The sequence below is a fragment of the Actinomadura citrea genome, assembly GCF_013409045.1.
GTDB classification, from domain to species: domain Bacteria; phylum Actinomycetota; class Actinomycetes; order Streptosporangiales; family Streptosporangiaceae; genus Spirillospora; species Spirillospora citrea.
Genome location: NZ_JACCBT010000001.1, coordinates 8,061,447 through 8,077,568, shown reverse-complemented (window position 1 = coordinate 8,077,568; position 16,122 = coordinate 8,061,447). Strand labels below are relative to the sequence as shown.

The 16,122-nt window shown below is 74.7% G+C and carries 15 protein-coding genes; 10 read left to right on the top strand and 5 right to left on the bottom strand.

What is annotated here, in order from left to right; all coding sequences use genetic code 11:
* The first annotated feature begins 12 nt into the window (after nucleotides 1-12).
* The 7 genes from BJ999_RS36915 (at nucleotide 13) to BJ999_RS36885 (ending at nucleotide 6,616) form a co-directional block, all read left to right on the top strand.
* Nucleotides 13-951: a type II secretion system F family protein gene (locus BJ999_RS36915; RefSeq protein WP_179837537.1), complete on the top strand. Its 939-nt coding sequence runs from the start codon at nucleotides 13-15 to the stop codon at nucleotides 949-951.
* A complete protein-coding gene (locus tag BJ999_RS36910; RefSeq protein ID WP_179837536.1) occupies nucleotides 948-1,865 on the top strand; it encodes a type II secretion system F family protein in 918 nt (305 codons plus the stop codon). The genes BJ999_RS36915 and BJ999_RS36910 overlap by 4 nt, the downstream gene beginning before the upstream one ends.
* Before the next feature lie 40 nt (nucleotides 1,866-1,905).
* Nucleotides 1,906-2,127, top strand: a complete 222-nt coding sequence (locus BJ999_RS36905; RefSeq protein ID WP_089314798.1) for a Flp family type IVb pilin — start codon at nucleotides 1,906-1,908, stop codon at nucleotides 2,125-2,127.
* A gap of 53 nt (nucleotides 2,128-2,180) precedes the next feature.
* Nucleotides 2,181-2,570 (top strand): TadE family protein, encoded by a 390-nt coding sequence (locus BJ999_RS36900; RefSeq protein WP_229810746.1) that lies wholly within the window; start codon nucleotides 2,181-2,183, stop codon nucleotides 2,568-2,570.
* Complete coding sequence (locus BJ999_RS36895) at nucleotides 2,570-3,028, top strand: TadE family protein (RefSeq protein ID WP_229810745.1); 459 nt, start codon at nucleotides 2,570-2,572, stop codon at nucleotides 3,026-3,028. Before BJ999_RS36900 ends, BJ999_RS36895 begins: the two co-directional genes overlap by 1 nt.
* Nucleotides 3,025-3,492: a TadE/TadG family type IV pilus assembly protein gene (locus BJ999_RS36890; protein WP_229810744.1), complete on the top strand. Its 468-nt coding sequence runs from the start codon at nucleotides 3,025-3,027 to the stop codon at nucleotides 3,490-3,492. Before BJ999_RS36895 ends, BJ999_RS36890 begins: the two co-directional genes overlap by 4 nt.
* A gap of 64 nt (nucleotides 3,493-3,556) precedes the next feature.
* Nucleotides 3,557-6,616, top strand: coding sequence for a bacterial transcriptional activator domain-containing protein (locus BJ999_RS36885; RefSeq protein WP_179837534.1), 3,060 nt, complete (start codon nucleotides 3,557-3,559; stop codon nucleotides 6,614-6,616).
* A gap of 10 nt (nucleotides 6,617-6,626) precedes the next feature.
* Here BJ999_RS36885 and BJ999_RS36880 read toward each other — a convergent pair whose 3' ends face one another.
* From BJ999_RS36880 to BJ999_RS36865, 4 genes are all read right to left on the bottom strand, one after another.
* Nucleotides 6,627-7,844, bottom strand: coding sequence for a YncE family protein (locus BJ999_RS36880; protein ID WP_179837533.1), 1,218 nt, complete (start codon nucleotides 7,842-7,844; stop codon nucleotides 6,627-6,629).
* 105 nt (nucleotides 7,845-7,949) lie between these two features.
* Complete coding sequence (locus tag BJ999_RS36875) at nucleotides 7,950-9,008, bottom strand: NYN domain-containing protein (protein ID WP_179837532.1); 1,059 nt, start codon at nucleotides 9,006-9,008, stop codon at nucleotides 7,950-7,952.
* A gap of 90 nt (nucleotides 9,009-9,098) precedes the next feature.
* On the bottom strand, nucleotides 9,099-9,341 hold the full coding sequence (locus tag BJ999_RS36870; RefSeq protein WP_179837531.1) for an acyl-CoA carboxylase subunit epsilon: 243 nt from the start codon (nucleotides 9,339-9,341) through the stop codon (nucleotides 9,099-9,101).
* A gap of 30 nt (nucleotides 9,342-9,371) precedes the next feature.
* The gene (locus BJ999_RS36865; RefSeq protein WP_179837530.1) at nucleotides 9,372-10,964 is read right to left on the bottom strand and encodes an acyl-CoA carboxylase subunit beta; all 1,593 of its coding nucleotides are present in this window, start codon (nucleotides 10,962-10,964) and stop codon (nucleotides 9,372-9,374) included.
* A gap of 165 nt (nucleotides 10,965-11,129) precedes the next feature.
* Between BJ999_RS36865 and BJ999_RS36860 the strand changes: the two genes are divergently transcribed.
* Entirely contained in the window at nucleotides 11,130-13,730 is a 2,601-nt protein-coding gene (locus tag BJ999_RS36860) for a phosphoenolpyruvate carboxylase (RefSeq protein WP_179839063.1), read from the top strand.
* On the top strand, nucleotides 13,727-14,179 hold the full coding sequence (locus BJ999_RS36855; RefSeq protein ID WP_179837529.1) for a GNAT family N-acetyltransferase: 453 nt from the start codon (nucleotides 13,727-13,729) through the stop codon (nucleotides 14,177-14,179). Before BJ999_RS36860 ends, BJ999_RS36855 begins: the two co-directional genes overlap by 4 nt.
* A gap of 149 nt (nucleotides 14,180-14,328) precedes the next feature.
* Here BJ999_RS36855 and BJ999_RS36850 read toward each other — a convergent pair whose 3' ends face one another.
* A complete protein-coding gene (locus BJ999_RS36850; RefSeq protein ID WP_179837528.1) occupies nucleotides 14,329-15,102 on the bottom strand; it encodes an enoyl-CoA hydratase/isomerase family protein in 774 nt (257 codons plus the stop codon).
* 81 nt (nucleotides 15,103-15,183) lie between these two features.
* On the opposite strand from BJ999_RS36850, the gene BJ999_RS36845 reads away from it, so the two are divergent.
* Nucleotides 15,184-16,068 (top strand): biotin--[acetyl-CoA-carboxylase] ligase, encoded by an 885-nt coding sequence (locus BJ999_RS36845; RefSeq protein WP_179837527.1) that lies wholly within the window; start codon nucleotides 15,184-15,186, stop codon nucleotides 16,066-16,068.
* Nucleotides 16,069-16,122 lie beyond the last annotated feature (54 nt).

The window sequence follows — 16,122 nt, the reverse complement described above, 5'->3', positions numbered from 1 at the left end:
GGGTGGTGGGTGATGTTCGCGCCGGACGTGATGCTCGCCGTCGTCACCGGCGCCGCGGTCGGCGGCGGCCTGCTGCTGCTGATCGTCGCGCTGCGCGGGCTGCCGCCGCGCCGCGGCCCCGCCCGCGGCCGCAGTCGCGAGGACCTGATCCGCACCCTCACCACCCGTACCGCCGTCGCCGTCATCGTCGGCAGCGTCGTGCTGATCGTGACGCGCTGGCCGATCGCCGCCGCCGGCACCGGCGCGCTCGTCCTCGCCTGGAACGGCCTGGCGGGCGGCGCCGCCGAAGAGCGCAGGGGCATGGCGCGGCTGGAGGCCCTCGCCGCGTGGACGGAGTCGCTCCGCGACACCATCGCCGGCGCCGTCGGGCTGGAGCAGGCCATCCCCGCCTCGCAGCGGGCCGCCGCGCCCGCCCTCCAGCAGCCGCTGCGCAACCTCGTCGACCGGCTGCACACCCGCGTCCCGATGCCGGAGGCGCTGCGCCGGTTCGCCGACGACCTGGACGACCCGTCCGCCGACCTGGTGATCGCCGCCCTCATCCTGAACGCCAAGCTGCGCGGCCCCGGGCTGCGCGACATGCTCGGCGCCCTCGCGAACTCGGCCCGCGCCGAGCTGGACATGCGGCGCCGCGTGGAGGCCGATCGCCGCGCGACCCGGCGCAGCGTCCGGATCGTCGTCGCCGTCTCCGTCGGGACGGCCCTGGCGCTCGCCGTGTTCAACCACTCCTACGTGGAGCCGTACGACGACGTGCTCGGGCAGCTCGTCCTGTGCATCGTCGTCGCCCTGTACGGCGCCGCGTTCCTGTGGCTGCGCCGCCTGTCGCGGTACGAGATGCCCGGACGGTTCCTCAGCGAGCCGCGCGGGGCCGCCCAGCCCGGCGTGCCGGGCGAGGTGCCGAGCACCGTCGCGGGCTGGCAGGGCCCGACCGCCGAGGGCGGTGGCGCGACGTGAACGGCGCGATGATCGCCGGCGCCGTCGTCGGCTTCGGCCTGTACGTGCTCGTCCGGGCGCTGTTCCCGTCGCGTCCGGGCCTCGCCGCGCGGATGGCCGCGCTCGACGCCGCCCGCCGCCGCGACCTGGAGGAGCAGCGGGCCGGGACGGCCTCGCCGACGCTGGAGCGGGTCGGCGGGACGCGGGCGAAGATCGGACGGGAGCTGGCGCGGGTCTGCGAGGCGCGCGGCTGGCGGCTGCGGTCGGTCCGCGCCGACCTGGCGATCACCGAGCGGTCGCTGGAGGCGTTCCTCGCCACGAAGTTCCTGCTGCCCGCCGCGGCGCTGCTGTTCATCCCGCTGATCGTCGCCTACTTCACGCTGCTCGGGCTCGGCTCGTCCGTCGCCGTCCCGGTGTGGATCTGCGTGCTGTTCGCCGCCCTGTTCTTCTTCTTCCCCGACATGCAGCTCCGGCAGGAGGCGCAGTCGCGCCGGCAGGACTTCCGGCATGTCGTCGGCGCGTTCCTCGACCTGGTCTCGATGAACCTCGCGGGCGGCCGCGGCGTCCCCGAGGCGCTGATGACCGCCTCGAACGTCGGCGAGGGCTGGGCCATGCACCGCATCCGCGACGCCCTGTCCAACGCCCGCATCACCGGCCAGACGCCCTGGCAGGCGCTCGGCGGGCTGGGCGAGGAGGTCGACATCGCCGAGCTGCGCGACCTCGCCGGCGCGCTCGCGCTGGTGTCCGACGACGGGGCCCAGATCCGCAAGTCCCTCGCCGCCCGCGCCGCGTCGATGCGCAGCCGCGAGCTGTCGGACCTGGAGGGCAAGGCGGGCGAGCGCTCCCAGTCGATGCTCATCGCGCAGCTGTTCCTGTGCGCCGGCTTCCTGATCTTCCTCGCCTATCCGGCCCTGATGCGGGTGCTCGCCTCATGACCGCGATCCGTCCCCGCCGAACCACTCTGGAGGTGTCACGATGAGTCCGCTCAATCCCCTGAACGACCCGGCCGTCGTCTACTTGCGCGCCCTGCTCGGCACCCGGCTGGCGCGATTGCGAGACGAGGAGGAGCGGTGCCGCGGTGCGTCCGCGATCGAATGGGCGATCATCACCGCGATCCTCGCGCTGATCGCGATCACGATCGGGGCGGTGATCCAGAAGAAGATCCAGGACAAGGCCAACAGCATCAACACGGGCTGACCGCGGTGCGGCCCAGGGAACCCGGCGTCTCCTCCGACGCGGGTGCTTCGTCGATGGAGTGGGCGCTGCTCACTCCGGTCCTCATCCTGATGATGCTCGCCGCGGTGCAGTTCGCCATGGTCTTCCACGCCCGGCACGTCGCCCTCGCGGCGGCGCAGTCGGGCGCCCGCGTCGCGCGCACGTCCCCGGTCGGCGGCGGCTGGGAGGGCGCGGCGACCGCGAAGGCGTCCGGCAGCGTGCGCGAGATCGGGCCGAACCTGCTCGGCGGGCTCCAGGTCCGGGCGGGGGAGGAGAACGACGAGCGCTGGGTCGAGGTCAGCGGCGAGGCCGTCCAGGTCGTCCCGTTCATGAGGTTCCACGTGTCGCAGCGCTCACAGGGCCCGATCGAGTGCTTCCGTCCCGACGTCGGTTCCGGGACGGCCTGCCAGCGGGGGGCCGGCTGATGAGGGTCCGCGTGCCGCGTCCCGCCGCCGACGGCGGTTCCATGTCCCTGGAGATGGTCCTCGTCACGCCCATCTTCGTCGCGTTCCTGCTGTTCCTCGCGGGCGCCGGGCGGATGGTGGACGCCAAGAGCCAGGTGGACGGCGCGGCCCGCGACGCCGCCCGCGCCGCGTCCATCGCCCGCAGCGCGGGAGCCGCGCAGAGCCTCGCCGCCGACACGGCGTCCGCCGGGCTGCGCGGCACCGCCTGGTGCTCGGGCGGTCCCTCCGTGCAGACCGACGTGTCCCGCTGGGGGCCGGGCGGCAGCGTCGGCGTCACCATCACCTGCGACGTCGACCTCGGCGACCTCGCGTTCATCGGGCTGCCCGGCAGCAAGCGGCTCCAGGGCCGCGCGATCGCGCCCGTCGACACCTTCACCTTCCGCGGGACCGACGGCGAGCAGCCGGGGGACGCGCCATGACGGGCCCACGCACCGCGCCGGGGGCGCGGGCCGCCGGCGACGGCCGTGACCGGGGCACGATCGCGATGTACACGGTGCTGTTCACCCCGGTCGTCATCCTGCTGGCCGGGCTCCTCGTGGACGGCGGTCTCGCCATCCACGCCCGGCAGCGCGCCGCGGACATGGCCGAGCAGGCCGCCCGCGCCGGGGCGAACCAGATCGACACCGACGTGCTGCGCCAGACCGGCGAACCCGTCCTCGACCCGGGCCGGGCCCGCGCGGCGGCGTGCGACCTGCTCGCCTCCTACAGCGACCAGGTGACCGGGTCGCAGTGCGACGCCGACGAGCAGGAGGTCGCCGTCAGCGTGCGGATCAGCGTACGGCCCCAGCTGCTCGGGATCATTCCGGGCTTCGGCGAGTTCCAGCTGACCTCCAGCGCGACCGCCCGCCCCGTTACGGGCGGACCGGGAGGAATCAACCCGTGAGCATCAGCGAGAACAGATCTACCATGAGGACGACGTCCAGGGACCGGAGAACGGCAGGGGCGCGATGGTGACGCGGCAGGGGCGCAGGACACCCGTCCGGGTGAGAAGGCAGCGCAGCGCGGGCGACGTACTGGCCGGGATCGGGGCGCTCGTCCTGCTCGCCGCGCTGATGGCCGGCGTCCCGTTCGCGCTGCTGACGATCTTCGGTTCGCCGCTGCCGGACCACGTGCCGTCGGCGTCCGACCTCACGCACAAGGTGGGACCGGGCTCGCTCATCGCGATCCTCGTGGTGCTGGTGTGGCTCGCCTGGATCCAGCTCGCGGCGTGCGTGGTCGTCGAGGTGTACGCGGGGATCCGCGGCGTCGGCGTCCCCGCCCGGGTGCCGCTCGCGGGCGGGACGCAGTCGCTCGTGCACCGGCTCGTCGTGGCCGCGCTGCTGCTGTTCACCGCCACCACAGCGATCATGCCGGCGCTCTCCGGCGGCGGGCTGTCCCAGCGCCCGCCCGTCGTGCAGATGCAGCCGCAGTCGCAGGAGTTCCACCACATCCCCGAGGCGCCGGAGCGTCCCGCCGCCGCCCCGGCCGCCGAGAACCTCGCCGCGCATCCGGCGGAGAAGGCGGCCACCACCAAGATCTACCGGGTGCACCCGCCGGAGGGCCGGCACCACGAGTCCCTGTGGGAGATCGCCGAGAAGTGCCTCGGCGAGGGCCGCCGCTACAACGAGATCTACTCCCTCAACAAGGGCCACATCCAGCCGGACGGGACGCGGCTGACGATCGCGAGCCTGATCCGTCCCGGCTGGATCCTGGAGATGCCCGCGGACGCCAAGCACGCGCAGGTCATCCCCACCAAGGACCTCCACGACTACTTCAAGCACGGGCACGCCGTCCCCGACGCGCCCGCCAGGCCGAGCCCGGCCCCGCCCACGGCGCCGAAGCCCACCCCGCCGGCGCAGCAGACGCCACCGCCGCAGCAGGCACCGCCGCAGCAGGCACCGCCGACGCAGCAGGCGCCACCGTCCCATCAGGCGCCGCCCACGCACCAGCCGCCCACGCACGAGGCGCCGCCGACGCAGCCGCCCGCCTCCCAGGCTCCGCCGGCCGTCCCGCGGCCGTCGGCCCCGCAGACCCCGGCGCCGCAGCACACCGAGCCGAAGACGCCCGCGCCGGAGACGCCCGCGCCGGAGAAATCAGAGACCGCGCAGCCGCCCGCGCACGACGGCGGGACGGAAAGGCCCACGGGCGAGACCGGCGGCACGTTCGACGTGAGCTGGCCGCACGGCCTCGCGGCGGCGTCGCTGCTCGCCGCCGGGGTGCTCGGCGCGCTCGGCCGGCGGCGCCGCACCCAGATGTGGAACCGCGCGTTCGGGCACATGATCGTCCGGCCGGAGGGGGCGGCCGCCGAGGCGGAGCGCGCGCTGCGGATCGGCGCCGACGACGACGCGGCGCGGCTGCTCGACCTCGGGCTGCGGCACATGTCCAAGTCGATGGCGGCGGGCGGGCGCGCCCTGCCGACCATCTACGGGGTGCACCTCGGACACGGCAGCCTCGACCTGTGGATCGCGCCCGCCGACCGGAACCCGCCCGCGCCCTGGCAGGCGTTCGACGACGGGCAGGTGTGGCGGCTGAGCGCCGACGCGCTGCCGGGCCTGGAGGCCTCCGACCTCGTCGACGTCCTCGCCCCCTACCCCGGCCTGGTCTCGATCGGCACCAACGACAACGGCCGCATCCTCGTCGACCTGGAGGCCGCGCACGGGCTGATCGCGCTGCGCGGGCCCGAGGACATCCGCCGCGCCGTGCTGTCGGCGGTCGCGCTGGAGCTGGCCACCAACCGCTGGTCCGACCACATGCGGATCACGCTCGTCGGGTTCGACGCCGAGCTCGGCGAGGGCCTGGCGGAGATCGCCCCGGACCGTGTCCGGTCCGTCCCGACGCTGGAGGACGCGCTGCCCGAGCTGGAGGGGCGCAGCGAGGAGGTGCGGCAGGCGCTCGCCGCGTCCGGCGTCGACTCGGTGCTCACCGGGCGCTGCCGCGGCGTGTTCGGCGAGGCGTGGATGCCGCACTACCTGATCATGGCGGACCAGCCTCCGGAGCGGGAGGCGGACCGGCTCGTCGCGCTGGCCCGAACCGGCACCCGGATGGCCGCCGGCTACCTCGTCCCCGGGGACGTGCAGGGCGCCACCTGGACGTGGGACGCCGACGCCGCCGGCCGTCTGCAGGCGGGCGTGCTCGGCTTCGACGTCGAGGCGCAGCTCGTCGGCGACGACGACTACCGCGGCGTGTTCGAGCTGTTCCGGACGGCCGCGCGGCTGGAGCCGGTGGAGCTGCCCGGCCTCGCCGGAGGCGAGGAGCCGCCGACCGCGCAGCAGTCGTCGGTGGAGGTCCGGCTGCTCGGCCCGATCGAGGTCGAGGCGCCGGGGCCGATGGACGAGTCCCGCCGCGAGCTGTGCACGGAGCTGCTGGTGTACCTCGCGGCGCACCCGGAGGGCGTCCACCCGACGGTGCTGTCCGGCGCGGTCTGGCCGCGCGGCGTCAGCACCGGGGTCCGCGACGCGTGCGTGGCCCGCGTGTCGGACTGGCTCGGCCGCGACGCCCGCGGCCGTCCCAACCTGTACTACGACGACCGGGGCCGGATCCGGCTCGGCTCCGAGGTGCGCGTCGACCTGAACGTGTTCCGCTGGCTGATCTGGCGGTCCGCGGCCGAGCCGGCGTCCGAGACCGCCTACATGGCCTACGCGCTGGACCTCGTCCGCGGCCCGCTCCTCGCCGACCGGCCGCGCGGGCGGTACGCCTGGCTCGCCGACCACGACCTGGAGTTCGAGGCGCCCGCGCGGGTCATCGACGTCGCGCACCGCCTCGTCGTGCTGCGGCTGGAGGAGGGCGACCCGCGCGGCGCGGTGAGCGCGGCCCGCGCCGGGCTGCGGCTCGCCCCCGAGGACGAGGGCCTGTGGCGGGACCTGCTCCGCGCCACCCACGCGACCGGCGACGTCGCGCAGGTCCAGGTGGCCGTGGACGAGCTGCGCGGCCGCGTCGGCCGGGATCCGCTGTTCGACGGGCTCCAGCCGGAGACGGAGGCGCTCGTCGAGGAGCTGCTCCCCGACTGGCACCACGTCGGTTCGCGCTAGCCGGTCCGCGCTAGCGGTACAGGCCGGTGCCGCCCAGGGAGTAACGGCCGGGCTGCGGATGCACGCACAGCCCGGCCGGGCGCCCGCCGACCCGGACGGACTGGACGACCCGCCCGGTCCGGGTCGAGACGGCGTAGACGAGCCCGGCGGGGTCGGCGAGCCACAGCGCCGTCCCGTCCGAGGAAACCCCGCCCGGCGCCGGTGATCCGCCGCCGGGCAGCGGCCAGCGGGCCGTGACCCGCCGCGACCCGAACTCGACGGTGGTGACGGCGCCGCCGCCCACGACGAAGAGCCGGTGCGCGTCCCTGCTGATCGCCAGGCCCCGCGCGCCGTGCCCCGTCCGGACGAACCCCACCAGGGCGAACCGGCGGGCGTCCACCAGCCACACTCCGCCGCGGCGGGCGTCCGCGACGTAGAAGGCGGACCCGTCGGGGGAGAGCCGCAGGTCGCCGGGCCGGGCCCCGTCCGGCAGCCGGACCGTGCCGGTCACGGCGCGGCCCGCCAGGTCGACGCGGGCGAGCAGGCCGGCGGCGGTGCACGTGGCCACCAGGGACGCGCCGTCCGGGGTGAAGTCGGCGTGGCCGGCCGCGCACGGCAGGGGCGCCGATGCCCGCGGCGCCATGGTGCGCGGGTCGCGCAGGTCGATCCGGTCCGGACGGCGCGCCAGGACCAGCGCGTCGCGCCCGTCGGGGGAGAAGTAGAGCCTGGTCGGCGCGGTGACCCCGACCGGGCGGCCCCGCCTCCCGCTGCGCGGCCCGAGCGGGACGAGCAGGCCGTTCACGCGGTCGGTGGCCCACAGCCGCCGCAGATCCCACGACGGCGCCACCCCCGCCGCCGTCGCCCCGGTGTGGAACCGGCCGACGAGCCGGAGCCCGGCGGGGTCGAGGACGTCGATGTACGGGCCGTTCGGCACGTACAGCCGCGGCGGCAGCCCGCGCGCCGTCGGCGCGAGCATCCCGGGGCCGGTGGCGGCGTAGACGCGTCCGCCCGCGGGCGCGACGGGCACCCCGCCCGGCGGCGCCGACTCGGACGCGCGCGGAGCGGTGCCGCCCGGGTGCGCCGGCAGGTAGGGCGCCGGCCCGCCGAGCCCGACGACCGGGCCGTCCGGGGCGCCCTCCCCGGGCCGGTAGAAGGGGACGGGCGACTCGCATCCGGCCAGGCCGGTCAGCGCGAGGACCGCGGCAAGCGGCAGCGCGACGGCCCGTGATCGTCCCTGGTGAGGTTGCATGCGAAGGTCTCCCCCTGTCACGGCGGGGACCTTACCTAGGGACGACGCTCGGTATCCGGCTCATTGCCAAACGCGTTCTCTGCGGCGGCGGTAACGCGGTATCGGCTAGTCGGACTTGCCGATGCCTATGCCGAACTCGCGGTAGACGCGCTCCCAGAAGCCGTCCCGCAGCCAGGTGCGGGCCTCCTGGTAGGGGCGCAGCGAGCCGCCGAGCTCCTTCTCCGCCTCGATCAGCAGCTCCTTGTCGATGACGGGCGGCAGGATCGGGCCGGGCAGCAGGTCGCGGATGTTGTCCCGGCCCCGCTCGAAGATCCACTTCTGGGCGACGTGCTCGCCGATCTCCAGCATGTGGTCGCGGTCGGGGCCGAGCTTGCCGTCGGACGGCGCCGCCGTGGCGGAGTTCAGCGACGCGGCCACCGTGGCGGGCGTGGCGGCGCCCGGCACCGGGACGGCCGCACGGGCCGCCGCGGGCGTCGGCTTGACCGACGGGGGACGTCCCGCGAACACCTGCGACGGCGACGGGACGGGGCTGGAGCGCTGCGCGGCGGCCGCGGCGTCGCGGACCGCGGCGGCGGAGCCCGGCGCGGGCGCCGGCAGCACCTTGGCCTTGGTGAAGTACGGGCGCAGGAACTCGGCGGGCAGCACCTCGACCGTGTCGGACTCCCACACCAGCCACTCGGCCTGGTTGGAGCCGTGCGTCGGCTCCACGCCCCACAGGTGCACGCGGACGCCGTAGCGCTGCGCGGCCTCCACGGCGGGCAGCATGTCCTCGTCGCCGGCCAGCAGCACCGCGTCGGTGATCGCGCGGTGCCGGGCCAGGGCCTCCAGGTCGGCGCGCAGCTGGGCGTCAACGCCCTTCTGCTGTCCCTGCGCGTTCAGGTTGCCGAGGCGCAGCTTCACCAGCGGCAGGTTGGCGATCACGCGCTGGTCGACGGTCGGCTGGCGCTTCGGCGCGGCGTCGAACCAGTACACCCGGAGCAGTTCGCCGCGCCGCTGCTCGTCGGCGTGGTCGGTGAGCGCCTTGATCAGCTTCTCGGCGGCGACCCGGTACTCACGCCGCGAACCACAGCCGAGCAGCAGGGCCCCGGAGGCCGCGTAGAGGTATCCCGCGTCGACGAAGATCGCATATCGCGCGGGCTGTGGGACGTACTCCGAGGTGGCCATGGCCTTCCACCCTATTCGTGCGGAGCGCCCCGCCGGGTGCGAACCACGGTTACATGTCGCGGGGCGCCCCGGCGAGGCCCGCGTCGGGCGTCAGCGCGGCAGGCCGCTCGCCTTCCACGCGCCCGGCCCCCGCGGCCTCGGCCCGCCCGCGAGGGTGGCGCGGACGAGCCGGGAGCGGTCGGCCCAGCGCGACGGCGCGGGCGGGGCCGCGCCGTCCGGGGACGCGGCGGCCGCCCTGGCGCGGGCGGTCAGCACGGCGACGAGCGCCGCGACCTCCTCCGGCCCCGGGTCGCCGCGGACGACCCGCAGGAACGGCTTGCTGTCGGCGGTCACGAGATCTCCCACCTTCCGGGCGTGTTCCCGCTAGAGCGGGATGTTCCCATGCTTCTTGGGCGGGAGCGTCTTGCGCTTCTCCCGCAGTGCCCGCAGCGCCCGCACCACCTGCCCGCGCGTCTCGGACGGCTTGATCACGTTGTCGATGTAGCCGCGCTCCGCCGCGATGTAGGGGTTGGCGAGCGCGTCCTCGTACTCGGTGATCAGCTCGGCGCGGCGGGCGTCGGAATCGTCCGCGGCGGCCAGCTCGCGCCGGTACAGGATGTTGACCGCGCCCTGCGCGCCCATCACGGCGATCTGCGCGGTCGGCCACGCCAGGTTGATGTCGGCCCCGAGGTGCTTGGACCCCATGACGTCGTAGGCGCCGCCGTAGGCCTTGCGGGTGATGACCGTGACGAGCGGGACGGTGGCCTCGGCGTAGGCGTACAGCAGCTTCGCGCCGCGCCGGATGATCCCGTTCCACTCCTGGTCGGTGCCGGGAAGGAAGCCGGGGACGTCCACGAAGGTCAGCACCGGGATGTTGAAGGCGTCGCACGTCCGGACGAACCGGGCGGCCTTCTCGGAGGCGTCGATGTCGAGCGTCCCGGCGAACTGCATCGGCTGGTTGGCGACGATGCCGACCGAGTGGCCCTCGACCCGGCCGAACCCGACGATGATGTTCGGCGCGTACAGCGCCTGGACCTCCAGGAACTCGCCGTCGTCCAGCACGTGCTCGATGGCGGTGTGCATGTCGTACGGCTGGTTCGGCGAGTCGGGGATGAGGGAGTCGAGCTCCGCGTCCACCTCGGAGGGGTCGACGGGCACGTCGAACGCGGGCGCGTCGGACAGGTTGTTCGACGGCAGGTACGACAGCAGCGCCTTGACGTACTCGATCGCGTCGTCCTCGTCCGACCCCTGGTAGTGGGCGACCCCGGAGCGCGCGTTGTGCGAGTGGGCGCCCCCGAGCTCCTCCATGGTCACCTCCTCGCCGGTGACCGTCTTGATGACGTCCGGCCCGGTGATGAACATGTGGGACGTCTGGTCCACCATGACGATGAAGTCGGTGATCGCGGGGGAGTACACGGCCCCGCCCGCGCACGGTCCCATGACCAGTGAGATCTGCGGGATGACGCCGGAGGCGTGCACGTTCCGCTTGAAGATCTCCGCGTACAGGCCGAGCGCGACCACGCCCTCCTGGATCCGCGCGCCGCCGGAGTCGTTGATGCCGATCACCGGGCAGCCGGTCGTGACCGCGTGGTCCATGACCTTGCAGATCTTCTCGCCGAAGACCTCGCCGAGGGAGCCGCCGGAGACGGTGAAGTCCTGGCTGAAGACCGCGACGGGACGTCCGTCCACCGTGCCGTGCCCGGTGACGACGCCGTCGCCGTAGGGGCGGTTCTTCTCCATCCCGAAGTTGGTGGAGCGATGCCGCGCCATCTCGTCGAACTCGACGAACGAGCCGGGGTCCAGGAGCGCGTCGATCCGCTCCCGGGCCGTCATCTTGCCCTTGGCGTGCTGCTTCTCCACGGCGCGCGCCGAGCCGGCGTGCACCGCCTCGTAGCGGCGCCGTTCCAGATCCGCGATCTTTCCCGCCGTGGTGTGGATGTCGTAGTCCACCGGGGGTTCAGGGGCTTCCGTCGCCATGCGCGCCAGGGTAACCGCCCGCTGATACCGCGCTCGCCGCCGGGGCCCGCTGACCGGGACGGACGCGGGCCCGGGGGAGGCGCGGCCCGGTGGGCAGGCGCCTCGCGGCCTCTCGTTACCCTTGGGCGGGTGGCTACGAAGACGCGAGACAACCTCCGGCAGGACATGCCCGAACCGCTGCGCCGCGACGTGCGGCTGCTCGGCGCCATGCTCGGCGACTCCCTCGTGGAGTACGGCGGCCAGGGGCTCCTGGACGACGTCGAACGGCTCCGCCACGCGGTGATCGCGGCCCGCCGCGGCGAGACGGGCGGGGACGAGGTCGCCGCCCTCGTCGACGCCTGGTCGCCGGAACGCGCCGGGCAGGTCGCCCGCGCGTTCACCGTGTACTTCCACCTGACGAACCTGGCCGAGGAGCACCACCGCATCCGGACGCTCCGGGAACGTGACACCGGCGGCACCGTCGCCGGGTCGGTGGCCGCCGCGGTCGAGGAGATCCGCGCCGGGGGCGACGGCCGGCTCGACGCGGTCGTCGAGGGCCTGGAGTTCCGGCCCGTCTTCACCGCCCACCCCACCGAGGCCCGCCGCCGCGCGGTCGTCACCGCCATCCAGCGGATCAGCGACCTGCTGGCGCGGCTGAACGGCGACCCCGGCGCGAGCGAGCGCGAGGAGATCGAGCGCAGCCTCCGCGAGGAGATCGACCTGCTGTGGCGGACCGCGCTGCGCCGGGTCTCGCAGATGGACCCGCTGGACGAGGTCCGCACCGCGATGGCCGCGTTCGACGAGACGATCTTCCGGGTCGTGCCGCACGTCTACCGGTCCCTCGACCGCGCCCTGGAGGGCGACGCCGCCGGCGAGACCCTCGGCGCCCGCCCCCCGAAGGCCCGCCCGTACCTGCGGTTCGGCAGCTGGATCGGCGGCGACCGCGACGGCAATCCCCACGTCACCGCGCAGGTCACCCGGGACGCCGTCATGATCCAGGCGGACCACGTCCTGCGCGCCCTGGAGGCGGCGTGCGCCCGGATCGGCCGGGAGCTGACCGTCCACGAGTCGACCACCCCCGCGTCCGGCGACCTGCTGAACGCCCTCGCCGCCGCCCGCACCGCCCACCCGCGGCTGGTCGGGGGGACGGCCAAGCGCTCGCCCGGCGAGCCGCACCGCCAGTTCCTCCTGCACGCCGCCGCCCGCATCTCCGCGACCCGCGAGCGCGACGCCGACCTCGCCTACTCCTCCCCGGAGGAGCTGCTCGCCGACCTGCGCACCGTCCAGGACTCCCTCGCCGCCGCGGGCGCCCCCCGGCAGGCCTACGGGCGCGTCCAGCAGCTCATCTGGCAGGTCGAGACGTTCGGCTTCCACCTCGCCGAGCTGGAGATCCGCCAGCACTCCGAGCTGCACGAGAAGGCCCTTGCGGAGGTCCGCTCGGGAGGCCCGCGCTCGGAGATGACCGAGGAGATCCTGGAGACGCTCCGGGTCATCGCCTGGATCCAGCAGCGGTTCGGCGTCCGCGCCTGCCACCGCTACATCGTGTCCTTCACCCGCTCCGCCGAGGACATCGCCAACGTGCACGCCCTCGCCGAGACCCTCGGCGGCGGCGCCCCCGTCCTGGACGTGATCCCGCTGTTCGAGACCGGCGAGGACCTGGAGCGCGCGCCCTCCGTCCTCGACGGGATGCTGGAGATCCCGGCCGTCCGGCGCCGCCTGGAGGACACCGGCCGCCGCCTGGAGGTCATGCTCGGCTACTCCGACTCCGCCAAGCAGCTCGGCCCGACCAGCGCCACCCTGCGGCTGTACGACACGCAGGAGGCCCTCGCCGCGTGGGCGGCCCGGGGCGGCGTCACCCTCACGCTGTTCCACGGCCGCGGCGGCTCCCTCGGCCGCGGCGGCGGGCCCGCCAACCGGGCGATCCTCGCGCAGGCGCCGGGCTCGGTCGGGGGCCGCTTCAAGGTCACCGAGCAGGGCGAGGTCATCTTCGCCCGCTACGGCCACGCCGAGATCGCCAAGCGGCACGTCGAGCAGGTCACCAGCGCCGTCCTGCTCGCCTCGACCGACGCCGTCCAGGACCGCGCCCGCGAGGCCGCCGCCCGCTTCCGCCCCCTCGCCGACAAGATCAGCGAGGCGGCCAGGGCCGCGTTCCGCGCCCTCATCGAGACCGAGGACTTCGCCGTCTGGTTCGCCCGGGTCAGCCCCCTGGAGGAGATCGCCCAGCTGCGCATCGGCTCCCGCCCGGCCCGCCGCAAGGCCGCCCGCGGCCTGGAGGACCTGCGCGCCATCCCGTGGGTGTTCGCCTGGACGCAGACCCGCGTCAACCTCCCCGGCTGGTACGGCCTCGGCAGCGGCCTCGCCGCCGTCTCCGACGACGGCCGCGACCTCGCCGAGCTCCGCGAGGCCTACGAGGCGTGGCCGCTGTTCAACACCCTCCTCGACAACGCCGAGATGAGCCTCGCCAAGTCCGACCGCGCGATCGCCGAGCGCTACCTGGCCCTCGGGGAGCGCCCCGAGCTCTCCGAGACCGTCCTGACCGAGTACGACCGCACCCGCCGCCTCGTCCTGGCGGTCACCGGCCACGACCGCCTCCTGGAGAACCGCAGGGTCCTCTCCCGCGCGGTCGAGCTCCGCAACCCCTACGTGGACGCCCTCTCCCACCTGCAGTTGCGGGCCCTGAAGGTGCTGCGCGCCGGCGTGCAGGACGACGCGGAGCGCGCCCACCTGGAGGAACTCCTCCTGCTGTCGGTCAACGGCGTCGCCGCCGGACTCCAGAACACGGGATGACGATGATCAGACCGGCCGCCCAGCCCGACCGCCCCCGCATCGAGGAGATCGTCGAGGCGGCCTACGCCCCCTGGGCCGAGATCATCGGCGCGCGCCCGATCCCCATGGACGCCGACTACACGACCCTGATCGCCGCCGGCCGGGTCTTCGTGACCGACTCCGGGGACGGCCTGATCGTCCTGATCCCCGAGGACGGCACCCTCCTGATCGAGAACGTGGCCGTGGACCCGGCCCGCCACGGCCAGGGCGTGGGCCGCACCCTCCTGGCCTTCGCCGAAGACCACGCCCGCGCTCTGTCCCTACCAAGCCTGCGCCTCTACACCAACGAGCTGATGACCCCCAACATCGCCCTCTACGAGCGCCTCGGCTACCAGGAGACGACCCGCGAGGACATAGGCGGCCGCAACGTAGTCCACATGGCCAAAGACCTCGCCCCGAACCCCGACTGAAGGCTCCCGGCGCGGTCGCACGGCCCGTCGAGCCGGGCGACCGCAGCGACACGACACGAACCCGCACGGGCACGAGAACCCGCACCGTGGCGTGAGGATCGCCCGGCTCGTGACGGGGGTTCCAGGGGGTGCCCCCTGGGAAAAGGCGTCTAGCCGCCCCAGTTGGGTTTGCGCTTTTCGTTGAAGGCGGCGATTCCTTCGCGGCGGTCGGCGGAGAAGGCGGCCGTGCGCCAGGCGTTCTCTTCGAGCTCGAGGGCGGTGTCCAGGGTGGTGCCGCCGCCCAGGCGCATGGCGCGCTTGGCGGCGCGGACGGCGGTGGGGGAGTTGCGGGCGATCACCTGGGCGATGCCGAGGGCCTCCTCGCGGGCGGTGCCCGCGGGGACGCGGCGGTCGGCGAGGCCGTAGGCGAGGGCCTCCTCGATGCCGAGGCGGCGGCCGGTGAAGACCAGGTCGGCGGCCCTGCCGGGGCCGAGGCGGCGCAGGGCGAGCTGGGTTCCGCCGCCGCCGGGCACGAGGCCGACGCTCACCTCGGGGAGGCCGAACACGGCCGACTCGTCCGCGACGATCATGTCGGCGGACAGCGCGAACTCGCAGCCGCCGCCGAGGGCGTAGCCGTGCACGGCCGCGACCACCGGCTGCGGGAGGTTCAGGACGCCGCCGAACGCGGCGCGGAAGACGGGGCGCTGCGCGAGGATCTCCTCGTCGGTCATCGCGTTGCGCTCCTTGAGGTCGGCGCCCACGCAGAACGCCTTCTCCCCGGCGGCGCTGAGGACCACCGCGCGGACCACCGCGTCCGCCGCGATCTCGGCGCACGCGTCCGCGAGGCGCCGGGCCATCGCGGTCGACAGGGCGTTGAGGGCCTCGGGGCGGTCCAGCACGATCTCCGCGACGTGCCCGTCGCGCCGCAGCGTCACACCATCCATAGGGGGCACCCTAACGAGCGCGGCCGCCGCGGCCGGACGCCGGTCCCAAGATCGAATTCGTCATGGGGTTGGATTGGTGGTGTGAGCGAATCACGGTATGGGGATCTCGGCCGGCCGCCGTTGCACGAGGCGGCGCTGCGGCGGGCGCTCGTGCGGGAGGGCGGGCTGTGGCGGGACGTCCGCGTGGTGGAGGAGACCGGATCCACCAACGCCGACCTCGCGGAGCGGGCGCGGGAGGGCGCGCCGGAGGGGACCGTGCTGGTCACCGAGCTGCAGACGGCGGGCCGCGGGCGGCTCGGGCGGACCTGGACGGCGCCGCCGCGGTCGGGGCTGATGTTCTCGATGCTGCTGCGCCCTCGGCTGCCGGTGGCGCGGTTCGCCTGGGCGTCGTTGCTGACGGGCGTCGCGGTCGCCACCGCCCTCCGGCGGATGACCGCCTGGTCGCAGGCGGGGGAGGGGTTCCTCGGCGACGGCGGCGGCGACGGCGGCGGCGAGGCCGGTGACGCCGCGGTGGACGTGCGCCTCAAGTGGCCGAACGACGTGCTGGTCGGGGACCGCAAGCTCGCCGGGATCCTCGCCGAGATGGTCGACGACGGGCTCGTGGTGGGGGTGGGGCTGAACGTGGGGCTGCGCGAGGAGGAGCTGCCGGTGCCGACCGCGACGTCCCTCGCGATCGAGGACGCGCCGCACAGCGACCGGGCGCCGCTGCTGCGCGCGATCCTGCGCGAGTTCGGCACCTGGTACCAGGAGTGGACGGCGCTCGGCGGTGATCCGGAGAGCAGCGGGCTGCGCACCGCGTACCGGGACCTGTGCTCGACCCTCGGCCGCGAGGTGCGCGTGGAGATGCCCGGCGGCGAGCGGCTGACCGGGACGGCGCGGGACGTGGACGAGGCGGGGCGGCTCGTGGTGGCCGGACCGGACGGCGACACGGCGGTCAGTGCGGGCGATGTGGTGCACGTCCGGTGAACGGGACAGGACGATCCGGCATCCGGCCGTTGACGTTGATGCTGATCTGCGACG

Bases quoted from the DNA above. Each gene is read 5' to 3' on its own strand.
- BJ999_RS36915 (WP_179837537.1), top strand. From the start codon at position 13: ATGTTCGCGCCGGACGTGATGCTCGCCGTCGTCACCGGCGCCGCGGTC.
- BJ999_RS36905 (WP_089314798.1), top strand. From the start codon at position 1,906: ATGAGTCCGCTCAATCCCCTGAACGACCCGGCCGTCGTCTACTTGCGC.
- BJ999_RS36900 (WP_229810746.1), top strand. From the start codon at position 2,181: ATGGAGTGGGCGCTGCTCACTCCGGTCCTCATCCTGATGATGCTCGCC.
- BJ999_RS36895 (WP_229810745.1), top strand. From the start codon at position 2,570: ATGAGGGTCCGCGTGCCGCGTCCCGCCGCCGACGGCGGTTCCATGTCC.
- BJ999_RS36890 (WP_229810744.1), top strand. From the start codon at position 3,025: ATGACGGGCCCACGCACCGCGCCGGGGGCGCGGGCCGCCGGCGACGGC.
- BJ999_RS36885 (WP_179837534.1), top strand. From the start codon at position 3,557: ATGGTGACGCGGCAGGGGCGCAGGACACCCGTCCGGGTGAGAAGGCAG.
- BJ999_RS36880 (WP_179837533.1), bottom strand. From the start codon at position 7,844: ATGCAACCTCACCAGGGACGATCACGGGCCGTCGCGCTGCCGCTTGCC.
- BJ999_RS36875 (WP_179837532.1), bottom strand. From the start codon at position 9,008: ATGGCCACCTCGGAGTACGTCCCACAGCCCGCGCGATATGCGATCTTC.
- BJ999_RS36865 (WP_179837530.1), bottom strand. From the start codon at position 10,964: ATGGCGACGGAAGCCCCTGAACCCCCGGTGGACTACGACATCCACACC.
- BJ999_RS36860 (WP_179839063.1), top strand. From the start codon at position 11,130: ATGCCCGAACCGCTGCGCCGCGACGTGCGGCTGCTCGGCGCCATGCTC.
- BJ999_RS36855 (WP_179837529.1), top strand. From the start codon at position 13,727: ATGACGATGATCAGACCGGCCGCCCAGCCCGACCGCCCCCGCATCGAG.
- BJ999_RS36850 (WP_179837528.1), bottom strand. From the start codon at position 15,102: ATGGATGGTGTGACGCTGCGGCGCGACGGGCACGTCGCGGAGATCGTG.